Annotated in this window: 13 protein-coding genes; 10 read left to right on the top strand and 3 right to left on the bottom strand. The window is 38.7% G+C overall.

Going from position 1 to position 14,089, the window contains the following annotated elements; translation table 11 throughout:
* Positions 1–223: 223 nt before the first annotated feature.
* Positions 224–1,087 (bottom strand): alpha/beta hydrolase, encoded by an 864-nt coding sequence (locus tag WKK05_RS28615; protein ID WP_341526406.1) that lies wholly within the window; start codon positions 1,085–1,087, stop codon positions 224–226.
* A 208-nt stretch (positions 1,088–1,295) separates the two neighbouring features.
* On the opposite strand from WKK05_RS28615, the gene WKK05_RS28610 reads away from it, so the two are divergent.
* From WKK05_RS28610 to WKK05_RS28575, 8 genes are all read left to right on the top strand, one after another.
* Positions 1,296–2,111: a DUF1206 domain-containing protein gene (locus tag WKK05_RS28610; RefSeq protein WP_341526405.1), complete on the top strand. Its 816-nt coding sequence runs from the start codon at positions 1,296–1,298 to the stop codon at positions 2,109–2,111.
* 160 nt (positions 2,112–2,271) lie between these two features.
* A complete protein-coding gene (locus WKK05_RS28605; protein WP_341526404.1) occupies positions 2,272–3,423 on the top strand; it encodes a family 10 glycosylhydrolase in 1,152 nt (383 codons plus the stop codon).
* Between the two features lie 686 nt (positions 3,424–4,109).
* Complete coding sequence (locus WKK05_RS28600) at positions 4,110–4,529, top strand: DUF2358 domain-containing protein (RefSeq protein ID WP_341526403.1); 420 nt, start codon at positions 4,110–4,112, stop codon at positions 4,527–4,529.
* Positions 4,530–4,817: 288 nt separating this feature from the next.
* Positions 4,818–5,051, top strand: a complete 234-nt coding sequence (locus WKK05_RS28595) for an EF-hand domain-containing protein (RefSeq protein ID WP_341526402.1) — start codon at positions 4,818–4,820, stop codon at positions 5,049–5,051.
* A gap of 342 nt (positions 5,052–5,393) precedes the next feature.
* Positions 5,394–5,636, top strand: coding sequence for a hypothetical protein (locus WKK05_RS28590; RefSeq protein WP_341526401.1), 243 nt, complete (start codon positions 5,394–5,396; stop codon positions 5,634–5,636).
* Positions 5,637–5,859: 223 nt separating this feature from the next.
* On the top strand, positions 5,860–6,468 hold the full coding sequence (locus WKK05_RS28585) for a DUF262 domain-containing protein (protein WP_341526400.1): 609 nt from the start codon (positions 5,860–5,862) through the stop codon (positions 6,466–6,468).
* A 56-nt stretch (positions 6,469–6,524) separates the two neighbouring features.
* Positions 6,525–7,418: a transposase family protein gene (locus WKK05_RS28580; RefSeq protein ID WP_341525207.1), complete on the top strand. Its 894-nt coding sequence runs from the start codon at positions 6,525–6,527 to the stop codon at positions 7,416–7,418.
* A gap of 208 nt (positions 7,419–7,626) precedes the next feature.
* Positions 7,627–8,571, top strand: a complete 945-nt coding sequence (locus tag WKK05_RS28575) for an HNH endonuclease signature motif containing protein (protein ID WP_341526399.1) — start codon at positions 7,627–7,629, stop codon at positions 8,569–8,571.
* Between the two features lie 112 nt (positions 8,572–8,683).
* Here the strand turns inward: WKK05_RS28575 and uvrA are convergent, their stop codons facing one another.
* A complete protein-coding gene (uvrA, locus tag WKK05_RS28570) occupies positions 8,684–11,650 on the bottom strand; it encodes an excinuclease ABC subunit UvrA (protein ID WP_341526398.1) in 2,967 nt (988 codons plus the stop codon).
* A 155-nt stretch (positions 11,651–11,805) separates the two neighbouring features.
* On the opposite strand from uvrA, the gene WKK05_RS28565 reads away from it, so the two are divergent.
* Both WKK05_RS28565 and WKK05_RS28560 read left to right on the top strand, forming a co-directional pair.
* Complete coding sequence (locus WKK05_RS28565) at positions 11,806–12,048, top strand: hypothetical protein (protein ID WP_341526397.1); 243 nt, start codon at positions 11,806–11,808, stop codon at positions 12,046–12,048.
* A gap of 98 nt (positions 12,049–12,146) precedes the next feature.
* Positions 12,147–12,917, top strand: coding sequence for a Uma2 family endonuclease (locus tag WKK05_RS28560; protein ID WP_341526396.1), 771 nt, complete (start codon positions 12,147–12,149; stop codon positions 12,915–12,917).
* Between the two features lie 47 nt (positions 12,918–12,964).
* On the opposite strand, the gene WKK05_RS28555 is transcribed toward WKK05_RS28560, so the two are convergent.
* The gene (locus tag WKK05_RS28555) at positions 12,965–14,026 is read right to left on the bottom strand and encodes a serine/threonine-protein kinase (protein ID WP_341526395.1); all 1,062 of its coding nucleotides are present in this window, start codon (positions 14,024–14,026) and stop codon (positions 12,965–12,967) included.
* Positions 14,027–14,089 lie beyond the last annotated feature (63 nt).

The raw sequence follows: 14,089 nt of genomic DNA, 5'->3' as shown, positions 1-14,089 counted from the left end.
TACAAATTAGTTGTGATATGAAACAGCGATGAGCGTGATGGTAAAAATGGGAATAAATCTGGTTTTATGCTGTTTTTTGGCGATAAATCCACAAAAATTGCCAGTATTAAATCACTGTTAAATGTTTTGAATAGCTGACATCAATTGCAATGATTTTGTCTGAGTTTGATAAGTATTTATACTTTGGAAATTAATTATTCTTCATAGAATAATTACGGTTGGTTTAAGACATTAAAAATTCTTGCATGTACTGATTAACCAACTCAGGTTTTTCTTGCTGCAACCAATGGCTACAATTGGCTATGTACTTGATTTGAAAGTCCCTGACATAAGCTTCTGTGCCGTAGCTGAGTTCCTTGCCAAGTGCGGTGTCTTTTTCTCCCCAAATCATCAGGGTTGGCACTTCTAAAACTCCCTTATTTGGATTTAAAATTTTCTGTTCAAAAACATTGCGGTAATAGTTTAACATCGCTGTCAGCGCACCGGGTTTTGCTACAGCTTTTTTATAAGCATCAATATCCGCTTGAGTAAAGACATTTTTATTAACTGCCATGCCTTTAAAAGCCATTTCAATTACTTGGTAGTCTGAAGCTTGTAGGAGTAATTCCGGAAGCCACGGGAGTTGAAAGAAAAACATATAAGAACTACGTACTAGTTGTTGAGGAGTACGGAAGCCTTCAGCGAATTTGGCAGGATGAGGTAGATTAAGTATAATTAATCGCTCTAGCATTTCGGGGTGTGCGTAAGCAAAATTCCAGGCGATCGCACCACCCCAATCATGTCCTACCAAAACACACTTTTGGTATCCTAATCCTTTAATTACTCCTTCTACATCTTTAATAAATTCATCCATCACATAAGCTGATTGTGCTTCTGGCTTATCACTGTCGTTGTAGCCGCGTAAATCAAGCGCAACAACTTTAAAATTCTGGGCAAATTCTGGTATTTGATATCGCCAAGAGTACCAAAATTCAGGAAACCCATGCAGCATTAACATCAAAGGGCCTTCGCCTTGAGTAACGTAATGCAATTTCACACCATTGGTAGTTATATATTCGTGTGTCAAAGAACTTTCTATTACAGACATTATTAATATTGCTCTACTTGTGTAAAAGGTTATCAACTAAGTAAAAGATATTTTAATTATTGTGTATTATTAGCTGCCTTAACATCTATAGATAGAAAGCATTATCACAGTATTCTTTTAGTCAAGCAGTTACACAACTCTTCTCTAGGTAGATGTATATTTTAGATAAATACTGCTAGAAGAAATATCATGACTCCATCCAACTAAAATGACACAACAGCTAATAGACCATCCTTCATTATGGATTGAGCGACTAGCGCGATTTGGTTATATTTCTAAGGGAATAGTTTATGGTATTGTTGGACTCTTAGCAGTACAGGTTGCGTTCGGTACGGGTGGAAGAACGACTGATACAAAAGGGGCTTTACAAACAATTGTCAGCCAACCATTTGGTAAATTGTTGCTAGCGATAGTAGCAGTTGGTTTAATTGGATACGTGCTTTGGCGATTTATCCAGGCAATAAAAGACCCAGAAAATAAAGGCACAGATGCTAAAGGTTTGGCAGTGCGAGTTGGTTATGCAGTTAATGGTTTGATATATGCTGGGTTAGCTGTTAGTGCTGTGCAAATTGTCCTTGGCTCAGGCGGTGGTAGTAGTAATTCCACTGAAGATTGGACAGCACGTCTGCTTTCTCAACCCTTTGGTCAATGGTTGGTGGGAACTGGAGGGGCATTTATTATTGGTTTGGGTTTCTATCAGTTGTATAAAGCTTTTACTGCTAAGTTTCAAAGAAAACTCAATTTAAGTGAGTTGACTGATACAGAACGCAACGGGGTGATAAGCATTTGCAGATTTGGTTTGCTGGCAAGGGGTGTTGTGTTCTGCATTATCGGCTGGTTTCTGATTCAAGCAGCAACTCAATATGATGCTAGTGCTGCTGGGGGTTTGGATGAAGCGTTACAAACTCTGGCACAACAACCTTACGGTTCTTGGCTTTTGGGTATTGTAGCCTTTGGTTTGGTTGCCTACGGGATTTATCTACTGGTTCTAGCGCGGTATAGCAATATAATTCGTAATTCGTAATTCGTAATTCGTAATTAATCAGTTTAGGATTGTATCCTCCACGCCCTTGAAGACCACCAAATCTGAAATGATGGTGCTTGCTCTGATACCAAGTAATTATAAATTACGAATTAGCAATTATTTGATCAGCTGGTCATGGGGTAAAAGAGATTGAAAACTAATGAGCATAGCAGAAATCCGCGGTGTATGGTTGACGACGACTGATAGTAAAGTTCTCAGGTCAAAGCAACGCATTGCTGAGGCAATGGACTTTCTGGCTGAGACGGGATTTAATGTAGTGTTCCCTGTTGTTTGGAACAAGGCAGTAACACTGTATCCTAGTCAAACAATGCAACAGACTTTTGGGGTGGGAATTGACCCTATGTGCTTTGGTCGTGACCCCTTAGAAGAAGTGGTGGTGGAAGCGCGGCGAGTTGGATTGAAAGTTATTCCTTGGTTTGAATACGGGTTTGCCAGTTCTTACAATTTGAATGGCGGTATGCTGTTGCAAAAGAAACCGGAATGGGCGGCACGTGACTGCAACGGAAATTTACTGAAGAAGAATGGCTTTGAGTGGTTGAATGCCCTTGACTCTCAAGTGCAAGAATTCTTATTAAACTTGGTGCTGGAAGTTGCAAATAATTATGATGTTGATGGGATTCAAGGGGACGATCGCTTGCCAGCATTACCCTGTGAGGGAGGCTATGATGAGGAAACTATCACACGCTATCGCCAGCAGTTTCAGAAAAATCCGCCACAGAACCCTAAAGATTTGCAATGGCTAAAGTGGCGTGCAGATATTCTCACTGAGTTCTTGGCACGTCTCTACCGAGAGGTGAAAGCAGTTAATCCTAACTTATTGGTATCGATTGCACCTAATATCTATGATTGGGCTTTTAAGGAATATCTGCAAGACTCACCCACATGGTTAAAGCGGGGACTAGTCGATATCATTCACCCGCAGATTTATCGTCGCGACTTTAGGAGCTATCAAGCGATCGCTGATAAACTGGTAAGCCAGCAGTTCACAAATAAAACACTGCCAAAGTTAGCACCGGGAATTCTGATGAAGCTTGGCTCTTACTGTATTAGTCCAGAATATCTGGTGCAAGCAGTTGAATATAATCGCCAGATTGGGATTCAAGGTGAGGTATTCTTTTTCTATGAGGGTTTGCGAGAGAATAATAATGCCCTTGCGAAAGTTTTGCGAAATGGCCCTTATGCTAAGTCTGCATTATTTCCCACTTTGTCAGATTTGAGTGGGAGTGATGTGAGTAATAAAAGGTCATCTTCAATTTTGCAAAGCTTGGGAAGATTTTTCCGAAATCTTTAATGACAAAGCATTTAGCCTAAATGCTTGCGGAAAATACCAAAATGAATGCGCGATATACTGAAATGAGTAAGCAAACCCCAGTTTGAGAAAGCAATATCTGTAAATGCTTGCTGAATCTACTGAAATGAGTAAGCAAACCCCAGTTTGAGAAAGCAATATCTGTAAATGCTTGCTGAATCTACTGAAATGAGTAAGCAAACTCCAGTTTGAGAAAGCAATATTTGTAAATGCTTGCTGAATCTACTGAAATCAGAAAGCAATCAAGGATATTGAGAAAGCAAACTGGGGTTTGAGAAAGCAATAAGGCATTTTGCTTATTGAATTCCACTTGAGCAGGAAAGACAGAGACCAGCAGATGATTAGACCACAACGGTTGTAAATATTCTTAACTCAGAATAAACCTGGTATGTACAGATGACAAAGCGATCGCGTCTCTTGCCTGGACAACTTGAATGCGATCGTCTCTAACTGGTAGTAGTATAGAGGCGATTATCACATTAGACTTATTATAAAAGTTTTGATATCAAACTCTTTCTCTGTACCTCTGCATCTCTGCGTGAAACAAAAAAATATTTATGTAAAAACCCTACAAAACAATAAAAGTACGTTTTGTTTCTGTCTTAAAAGCTCATGAACCTATTACTGATATACTATAAAATAAATAATTTATAAGCCTAAAATATAAAATGCAAGTAGAACAAATAATTAAGACTCTAAAACAGGATTTAGCAACACTTTTTGAAAAAGATATTTCCTATGATATATATACCCAAGATATCTATTTTCGAGACCCAGTAAACAAATTTAAATATAAATTTAACTACCGCATTATATTTTGGACTTTGCGATTTCACGCACGACTATTTTTTACCCAAATATACTTTGATGTGCATGAAGTATATCAGTCAGCCGAAGACATTATTTTAGCAAAGTGGACAGTACGCGGAGTTTTACGCGTTCCTTGGAAAGCAAAGGTATTTTTTAATGGTTATTCCACGTATAAACTAAACCTAAATGGTTTGATATACGAGCATATAGACACTTGGGATCGTAAACCAGGAGAGATTTTACGGCAGTTTTGGCAGAAGGGAGAAGACAGTTATTAGCTCAATAGGTTCTATCATGAGTTATTGATAATTATGTTGATATAAATTTGTTGATTTTAGATGAAGCGATCGCTTTTTGTAAAAAGTACCTAATTCAAACACAGCACTCAAGCTTGGGAAGTAATCAAGATGTCTAAACTGTAGACTCTATATCAGGACGTACGCCTGATCTAAGCCCTAGCGATACCAGTTTCTACGTCTAAGGATATAAATGGATATAAATTTGTTTAATTTTGACGTATTAATGAGATATTTATTAAATTGAAAAATTAATTCAGATAGAAACTTATGGCAACCGAGCAAGACCTTCAATCCCTTTTTAATAAATTAGATGGCGATCAAGACGGCAAAATCTCCATTAATGAGCTTTTTTTAAGTCCTGGCTTAAGTGCAATCATCTCATCAGAAACAAATACCAGTAGCCCCCAGGAGTTAATAGCACAGTATGATTCAGACAAAGACGGTAGTATTACCTTTGAAGAGTTCAAACAAGCAGTTGAGAAAGCAAGTAATTTAACTTAGCAGTCAAAAAACCCAATACCAAATAACCAATAGCCCAAATCCCTCTCTAGCCCAAGCTAAGAGGGATTTGCAATTTCTAGGTCATTGGTGACTTGCTAGCCCTTCAGGATGATCTTAGAGGCGAAAGGCTGGCTGTAGGCGATTGTGGGAGGGGATAAGAGCGATCGCATCTACAGAATACTGTTGAAGAACTTCTTTCTCGTCCTTATCCAATACGGTTCGGTTAAGTGAAGAGACGGCGATTTATCGCCGTCTCTACAAAGAACTAATTATTGTAAAGACGGCGATTTATCGCGTCTTTGTGATCTATAACTTTCATTAAAAAACCTTATCCGAACCGTATTGCGTCCTTATCTGACTGCTGAAGAAGATGCTTTGCTGGAATTAGTGTTAAAACTGATTGAAGATTTTGAAGAAAAGCACTATCAGCTTAATTCTTCAACACCTCATTCAAGGCTTTTTCATTTTATGGAAGTTAGAAGTTTAGAACAGGGTGATTTAGTGGAAATTCTTGGTTCAAGTGAGATTATTACTAAATTTATTAATGGTGAGTTAAAACTTACTAAAGAACAAGCTAAAGATTAGGGAAGTTTTTTCATGTTGATGTAAGTTTGTTTATTTTAGAGTAGGCGATCGCTTTTTTATAGAGACAGCTAGTTTAGATACACTAGCTGACCATTTCTTTTGCCCAACTTAATTGCGATGAAAGCTTCTAGCTATTATTAAATTAGAAGTTTCCTTGTATCGTTTTTAGCTAAGATTTTGTATATACTTATAATCAGTATAAAAAACTAAAGAGCCATTTAAAATGCCAAAGGATAGCCCAAAAGTTAGCCTAGATGCACTTATACCGAGAGAAGCATTTGAGGTTCAAGGACAACAAGCTCAAATTATACTCAATAATATTCCTATGATACAAATTCGTAATTTAGAGCAAAAAGATTTTTTCTATCCATTTTTACGAAAACCTGATTTTCAACGAGAAACAAATGAGTGGGATGCTCTGAAAATATGTGACTTTATTGAAAGTTTTTTAGATGGTGATTTAATACCAGCTGTTATTCTTTGGAGAAGTGATAGTGGTTATTTTTTCGTAATTGATGGCTCACATAGGCTAAGTGCTTTAATAGCCTGGATAAATGATGATTATGGCGATAAAAATATTTCCAATAAATTTTATGATGGATATATTACAGAAGAACAGAAAAATGCTGCTCAGGAAGTTAGAAAACTAATTAAGAGTAAGATAGGCTCTTACCAGGATTATGAATTATCAACACAGCACCTAGACAAAATAGATCAAAAAGCACTTGAGAGAGCAAGAAATTTGGGTAGTTTGGGTATCCAACTTCAGTGGGTTGGTGGTAATGCATCTAAAGCAGCAGATTCATTAAACTTGTCCGAAATATTAACTTAGGAAAAGAAAAATGGTAAAACGTTAGATTGGGCGTCTACCATTTTCCACAATTAGTTATGATTTTAGATTATATACAAAAGTATCCACTACGAACAAAACAGATTTTAGGGATTAGTTACGAACAATTGCAATCACTGCTAAATTGCGCCTTAAAACGAAATCGATACATCAAAGCTAAACAAGAGAGTCATAAAATTAGAATTAATGCGGCTGGTGGTGGTCGTCCCGAAAAGTTATCAACCGAAGAACAAGTATGTTTATGTCTATTTTATCTAAGACAGATGCCAACATTCCAAGTATTAGGAATGCTATTTGGTGTTTCCAAAACCGAAGCTAATGATACATTTCACGACTGGATACCAATTCTTCGTGATATATTACCTGCTAGTTTATTAGAACAAGTATCAAATAATGAAAGTGATTTACTATTTGTTCAAGAAGTATTAACAAATTTTAGGCTATTAGTCGATAGCTTAGAACAGCCAATATATAGGGATTCTGACCAAAAAGAGCAACAGAAATATTTTTCTGGAAAGAAGAGACAACATACATTAAAAAGTCTGATAATTGGCATACCAGAAGGCAAAGATATTGTAGAGGTAGAAGTAGGTGTTCCTGGGCCAACAGCAGATATAAAATTGTTTCGTCAATCTCAAAATAAATTTGATAAATCTCAACCCTTTTCAGGTGATAAAGGCTTTCAAGGAGGTGAGAATATCACTACTCCTCATAAAAAGAAACCAAAACGAGAATTAACTCAACAGCAAAAAGATGAAAATAAGGCTTTATCTAGTAATCGGATATTCATTGAACATTTGATTCGATTACTTAAAATATTCCGCATAGCCTCACAAAGATTTCGCTTAAAGCTTGAGACGTATGAGCAGATTATTTTAACAGTTTGCGGATTAGTTAGGTTAAGAATTGGTAGCTTAGTTCTGCCAACTTAGCTAGTAGCAAAAATCATAAATTTTTAGAAATTAGGAGTTAATTTTTATGCCTCTAAATTATCACTAACTATCTCAAAGCCTTATAATTACGTATTTACGAAGATATCAAAGTTTTGCCCCAAAGCTTTGAACAGTCTGGCTTTGGAATTTTCGGACAAGTCTATTTTTTAACATTAATCAAAAAGCAGCACCTATTAGCCCAACCGAAATGCGTTTATTGAAAGCTAGGAATAAACCTAATGGCGTTGCTGCTCGTGCAATTATGAGAAGTGGTAATGGTCATAAATATTGGTCGGAGTTCTCACAAGATAAACAAGATAAAATTGAAAAATTAGCTCAAGAAATACATCAACTTATTTTTGAGCCTAAGCTTAAAAATCCTATGAAAATTACAGATGTTCCAATGGTAGGAAATCTATCAACTTCACAGAAAAATGAATTTATCTTAGAATTTGTCAATATAGTTAACAATATAGAAGTAGAAAATGAACTGGATTTGAATGATGATTCAACAGGAGAAAATACTGTACAATTCTTAACGAATTGTCAAAAATTAGCACAGAGAATAAATGCTAATGATCCTTCATCTCTTGGACTTCATCCACTTATATACTTCTATACTCGTGATAGTCGATATAGAGTAGGTTCATTTTATGGTGTTGTTAGCTTAGTATTATATTTAGGAAAAAATAAATCCTATGATAAATTTATAAAATGTAGGAAGGATTTTGAATTTGTGATTTGGCAACATGATGATATAGTTCCACAAATTGTAAGTAAAAGTAGCGCAGTCAAGGCACGAGAAAAGGTTAGAGATTTTTATTTGAAAATAGTTGAAAAATTAACACAAGGTGTAGATAGAAAAAATGTTGTGAAGGAGATTGTAGCCGATAAAACTTTTGGTTCCTTAAAAATAAAAGCTAGAGCTAACATAAGTGAAACTCAAAGTAAATCTTTTTCACGGGAAACTAAAGCAGCTGCTTTCATCAGAGATGCTTTACCTAAAGTTCAAAGATGTAAAATCTGTGGTGGCCATCTTCACAGTCACTCTATATCTATAGACCACAAAATAAGAAAAGAAGATGGTGGCTTAGGTAATTTAGATAATGCACAGTTAACTCACCCATACTGCAATACAACATTCAAAAATTAAATGTTTTTAAAGCATATACTAAAGTATAAATAGATGGTGCTTTACAAGAAAGGCTCAACTTAGCATTCTCAACACGCTTTTTCAGATGCGTTACCTTTCAATAAAGCACTTACTATTTTTTCACCGCCGGATACTGCTGCAAAACCTGCTGTAAATATTGCCCAGTATAAGACTTAGAATTAGCTGCAACTTCCTCCGGCGTCCCCACAGCAATTAATTCTCCCCCTTTATCGCCACCTTCTGGCCCCAAATCTATCACCCAATCAGAACAACGAATCACATCTAAATTGTGTTCAATCACTAAAATTGAATTGCCTTTATCCACCAAACGTTGCAACACATCTAACAATTTGTGGACATCATAAAAAGATAATCCTGTTGTCGGTTCATCGATTAAATAAAGCGTCTTACCTGTAGCACGTCTAGACAATTCTGTTGCTAACTTCACCCGCTGCGCTTCGCCACCAGATAAAGTAGTCGCAGGTTGTCCCAATTGAATATAACCCAACCCGACATCAAATAATGTTTGCAAACGAGCGACAGCTTTCGGAATGTTTTGAAAAAACTCTAAACTCTCCTCAACTGTCATGTTGAGAACATCAGAAATTGACTTATCTTTGTACTTCACTTGCAAAGTTTCACGATTATATCTTGCACCTTTACAAACTTCGCATTGCACATACACATCAGGTAGAAAGTTCATTTCAATGACATTCACACCTTGTCCACTACAAGCTTCACAACGTCCACCTTTAACGTTGAAAGAAAATTGTCCAGGTTTGTAACCTCTAGCTTTAGCTTCTACTGTTTGCGAAAATACATCCCGAACTGCATCAAAAATACCTGTGTAAGTCGCAGGGTTGGAACGTGGTGTACGTCCAATCGGAGATTGATCTATAACGATCGCTTTATCAATAGCATTTAATCCCTGAATTTTATCTAACTCTTTCGGTAAAGGAACTTTTTTCGTCAGATGGTGTTGCAGAGATGGATAAAGTAACTCGTTAATTAGAGTTGATTTGCCAGAACCAGAAACGCCAGTAACCGCGACAAGTTTACCTAATGGGATTTCTACATCTATATTTCTTAAATTATTGCGGTGGGCATTTTTGATGATTAAACTACGTCCATTTCCTTCTCGACGTTCTGCTGGGGTGGTGATTACCCTTCTTCCTGACAAATAAGCACCCGTCAAAGAATCTTCTGCTGCTAGCAACGCCTGAAAATCACCTTGGGCGATAATATTTCCGCCATGAATTCCTGCACCAGGGCCAATATCTACAATGTAGTTGGCTGCACGAATTGTTTCTTCATCATGCTCAACTACAATTAATGTATTACCTAAATCGCGCAATTTAGTTAAGGTTGTGAGCAATCGCCCATTATCTCGTTGATGTAAACCAATACTTGGTTCATCTAAAACATAGAGAACTCCTGTTAAACCAGAACCAATCTGCGTTGCTAAACGAATGCGTTGTGCTTCCCCACCAGAAAGCGTCATTGCTGGACGGTCAAGAGTGAGGTAATTTAATCCTACATCTAACAAAAATTGCAATCTAGATTTGATTTCTCGGAGTACTAAATCAGCAATTTGTGTCTGGCGATCGCTTAACTTTAACTGATCAATTCTCTCCCGACAATCCCAAATTGATACGCTAGTTAAATCCAAAATATTATGTTGTCCCAACCGTACAGCCAAGGCTTCCGGTTTTAAGCGCTTGCCTTTACACACCTCACATGGCTGATCAATTAAATAATCTTCCAGTTTTTGCTTAATCAGTTCCGAACCACCTTCATACTGCCTTTGGAGTATCGGAATTACCCCTTTAAAATTTTGCTTCTTTTCTGCCTTATTACTTGCTTCTTCTTTCTCTCCAAATAGAACAATCTGTTGCTGTTCTCCTGTTAGATTGCTCCAATGTGTTTGTAATTCAAAACCATAAGCTTGCCCCAAGCTGTAGAGCAATTCTAGATAATAAGAATTATCTTTTTCAGACCACGGGGCGATCGCCGCATAAATTGGCGTGTCCGGGTCAGGTACTACTAAATCAGGTGAGAACCTTCTTAAAGTCCCGATACCATGACAATGAGGACACGCACCATAAGGTGAATTAAACGAGAACAATCGCGGCGATAATTCTTCCATTACCGCCCCATGTTCGGGACAAGCAAAATTTTCCGAAAATACTAATTCTTGTTCGTTGTCAGACCCCTCGCCTTCGGCTCCCCCCCTTGGCAAGGGGGGAGTTTCCTCAGAAGGTAGACTAACAAGAATGCTGGCAATGCCACCTGATTGCTTCAGACACGTAGACAAAGAATCGACCAGACGCTCCTGTATACCAGCCTTTTTAACGAGACGGTCAATCACCACTTCAATGGTGTGAGTAAGATTTTTATCTAATTCAATCGAATCAGAGAGTTCGCGCACTTCGCCATTGACACGCACACGGACAAAACCTTGGGAAGCCAAACTAGATAAAAGTTTGCGGTGAGTACCTTTTTTACCCCGAACCACAGGGGCGAGAATTTGGAATCGGGTACGATCTGGTAAATCTAAAATCCGATCGCACATTTCATCAATTGTCTGTGGCGAGATACAGCGATCGCATAGCGGACAATGAGGTTCACCAGCGCGACCATACAACAACCGTAGATAGTCATAAATCTCCGTCACCGTGCCAACAGTAGAACGGGGATTATGAGAAGTTGACTTTTGATCAATAGAAATTGCTGGACTTAAGCCTTCAATTGCTTCTACATCCGGCTTATCTAATTGTCCTAAAAATTGCCGTGCGTAGGCGCTGAGAGATTCCACATAGCGCCGCTGTCCTTCAGCAAAGATAGTGTCAAACGCCAGAGAAGACTTACCCGAACCAGAAACGCCAGTAAAAACAATTAGGCGATCGCGTGGCAATTCCAAGTCAATATTTTTCAGATTATGCTGCCTAGCACCCCGAATACGTATAGTATTCTGGCTGTTGCTGTTTGGGTGCGGAAGATGCCCATTTAACACAGAAGCTTGCGTGTCGGTTTCTGAGCTTCGGAAATTCTGGGATGCGGCTAGCTTTTTATCTGACATATTTGCAAGCTGATGGTGAGAGGCGGCGTGAAACAGTTCTTAATAATACTATCTTTATTGTCTTTATAGTAGAACAATCGTACTGTTTCAGCTACGATGATTAATCATCTACTGTTAATAGGGCAGGCATTGGGGAGCCACTGCGGTCTTCTCCCTTGGCGCTAGTCTCTCCCTTTGGGAGAAGGGGAAACGCCAAAGGCGATAGCGAAGTGGTAGCGAGTCATCGAGCGTCTGGGCTTTGCCCAAGTGGAGCAAGTGGCGTCATGGGGCATTGGAAAAGAGATTTTCATGCTCTAATCGTGTTGATTTATCATTTGGGTAGGTATTTAATTTGCAGCATTATTACTGAAAATACTCCTAAAGGTGTAAGCGATCGCTTAAAAAACGACTTCTCCTAAGTAGGGGTGGAGAAGTGAGAGAGTAGGACATCAGGCAGAATAATCAATGCCCCATGCCCAAAAGTAATTTTCTAATTTTGACTTGAGATATTTTGATTATGCTAGCCAACGCAGCCAGTTATCAAATTACTTGGGAGAAGTTACCAGATGATTTTGTTTTAGACGACGAGCCAGTGGATAACATTAATCAGCCTGCCCTTGCTGCGGCTCTCACAGAAAGCTTAGAACAGGCTGGAAGATTGCCAGCTAATGCCCTCGCCATTACTAACTATGGTGTCTGTGCCACTTTAAATGGTCGGTTCGTCGTTAAAGCACCAGATTGGGGATATGTGCCATCAATTCGGGTTTCCAGAGAGGAGATTAAGCGTAGTTATACCCCACGACTCCAAGGCGATATCCCAGTAATTGTTATGGAATTTCTCTCAGATACCGAAGGTGGAGAGTATTCCAGTAAACCAACCTATCCTCCTGGTAAATGGTTTTATTATGAGCAAATTTTACAAGTGCCAAACTATGCAATTTTTGAGCCAGACACAGGAGGATTAGAAGTTTATCAGCGAGATGATTCGGGACGTTATCAACTGCAAACAGCGGATGTGAATCAGCGCTACTGGATTGGTGAAATGAGCCTGTTTTTAGGCATCTGGCAAGGAAGCCGAGAAAATCGCATCGGCTATTGGTTGCGTTGGTGGGATGCTCAAGGAGAGCTATTGCTTTGGGGTTCAGAGTTAGCAGCAAAGGAACGACAAGCGAAAGACGCGGCTCAACAACAAGCAGAACAAGAGCGTCAACGGGCAGAACAAGAACGCCAGCGTGCTGCGAGATTGGTAGAGCAGTTAAAAGCGCTAGGAGTAGAACCAGAAGTATAAATCTCTTCAAAAAATCACCTAAGTAGAAACGTTGCATTGCAACGTTTCTACTTAGGAAAATCTCCAATTTTTTCCGAGCAATCTAAGCTAAATCCTAGACATTTTTTAGTTTCCAGCAATTGCCTAACTGCACTGCCCGGTAGACAAATCATCAAAGTTGCTGCGATCGCAGAGAGTGCAGCAATAGTAACTAGACTGACTACAGTAGTTCCTCGTCTACGTTTTATAACAGCAATTAAATTATCTATCCCAGTACCAGCACCAATAACCTGAATTGGCTTCAGCGCTTCTAAAGCCATAGCTGCATTAGCATAGCGACGTTTGCGGTTACGTTCCACCATTTTCAGTAACCAAGAGCCAAAACGCGGGCTGAGTTGAGGAACCAATTTTTGGAAATTAAACCGATAGTTATCGTCAATTAACTTAACAACATCAACAGAACGGGTATCAGTGAGTAAGCAAATCAATGTCACCCCTAAACTATACAAGTCTGATGCTTCAGTCAGAGCATGACCAAATTGTTCCTCTGGTGGCATGAAACCTGGGGTTCCGGCTACGAAACTGCTAAGAGCTATTTTTGCACCCTGCATCCTAGCCAAACCAAAATCAACTAGATAAGCATTCAGTTGCTCATCAACCAAAATGTTCTCTGGTTTAATATCTCGATGGATGATTGGGGGGGCTTGCTGTTGCAGATAAACCAAAATTTCTAAGATTGACAGAGCAATTTGCTTGATTTGTTCAGGATGAAAGCTGCGTTTTAACTGCAAGGATGGAGCATTCTTATACTCCTGCACCAAATAAAAAACCCCTGAGATTTCAAAAGAATTTATATAACGGGGGATATGGGGATGATTTAGTTGTTGAAGTATTTCTATTTCGCGCTCATACACTTTCACGCCCGACAAGTCACTACCCGCACTAGTAACACGAAACTCTTTGATCACTACCAGTTGATTGTAGTTGAGGGAATTAGCTAGGTAAGTGATGCGTCCACCTTCGCGGTTACGTCCTAGTTCACCGATAACTTGATAGCCTAGCCGGGAAAAATCTGGATGGTGATTTAAGGGAATTGCCCCTTCAAATCCATTACGCGCATCAAGCTCCATTACACACACCACATGAGTTTGATTTTGCCAAGGTGCAATTAAAAAAAGTAAGATCCACTCACC

This window comes from Nostoc sp. UHCC 0302 (genome assembly GCF_038096175.1).
Classification (GTDB): Bacteria; Cyanobacteriota; Cyanobacteriia; order Cyanobacteriales; family Nostocaceae; genus UHCC-0302.
The sequence above is the reverse complement of the archived record's forward strand: the minus strand, read 5'-3'. Positions and strand labels throughout refer to the sequence as shown.

Bases quoted from the DNA above. Each gene is read 5' to 3' on its own strand.
- WKK05_RS28600 (WP_341526403.1), top strand. From the start codon at position 4,110: ATGCAAGTAGAACAAATAATTAAGACTCTAAAACAGGATTTAGCAACA.
- WKK05_RS28595 (WP_341526402.1), top strand. From the start codon at position 4,818: ATGGCAACCGAGCAAGACCTTCAATCCCTTTTTAATAAATTAGATGGC.
- WKK05_RS28585 (WP_341526400.1), top strand. From the start codon at position 5,860: ATGCCAAAGGATAGCCCAAAAGTTAGCCTAGATGCACTTATACCGAGA.
- WKK05_RS28615 (WP_341526406.1), bottom strand. From the start codon at position 1,087: ATGTCTGTAATAGAAAGTTCTTTGACACACGAATATATAACTACCAAT.
- WKK05_RS28555 (WP_341526395.1), bottom strand. From the start codon at position 14,026: ATGGAGCTTGATGCGCGTAATGGATTTGAAGGGGCAATTCCCTTAAAT.
- WKK05_RS28605 (WP_341526404.1), top strand. From the start codon at position 2,272: ATGAGCATAGCAGAAATCCGCGGTGTATGGTTGACGACGACTGATAGT.
- WKK05_RS28575 (WP_341526399.1), top strand. From the start codon at position 7,627: ATGCGTTTATTGAAAGCTAGGAATAAACCTAATGGCGTTGCTGCTCGT.
- WKK05_RS28580 (WP_341525207.1), top strand. From the start codon at position 6,525: ATGATTTTAGATTATATACAAAAGTATCCACTACGAACAAAACAGATT.
- WKK05_RS28560 (WP_341526396.1), top strand. From the start codon at position 12,147: ATGCTAGCCAACGCAGCCAGTTATCAAATTACTTGGGAGAAGTTACCA.
- WKK05_RS28610 (WP_341526405.1), top strand. From the start codon at position 1,296: ATGACACAACAGCTAATAGACCATCCTTCATTATGGATTGAGCGACTA.
- uvrA (WP_341526398.1), bottom strand. From the start codon at position 11,650: ATGTCAGATAAAAAGCTAGCCGCATCCCAGAATTTCCGAAGCTCAGAA.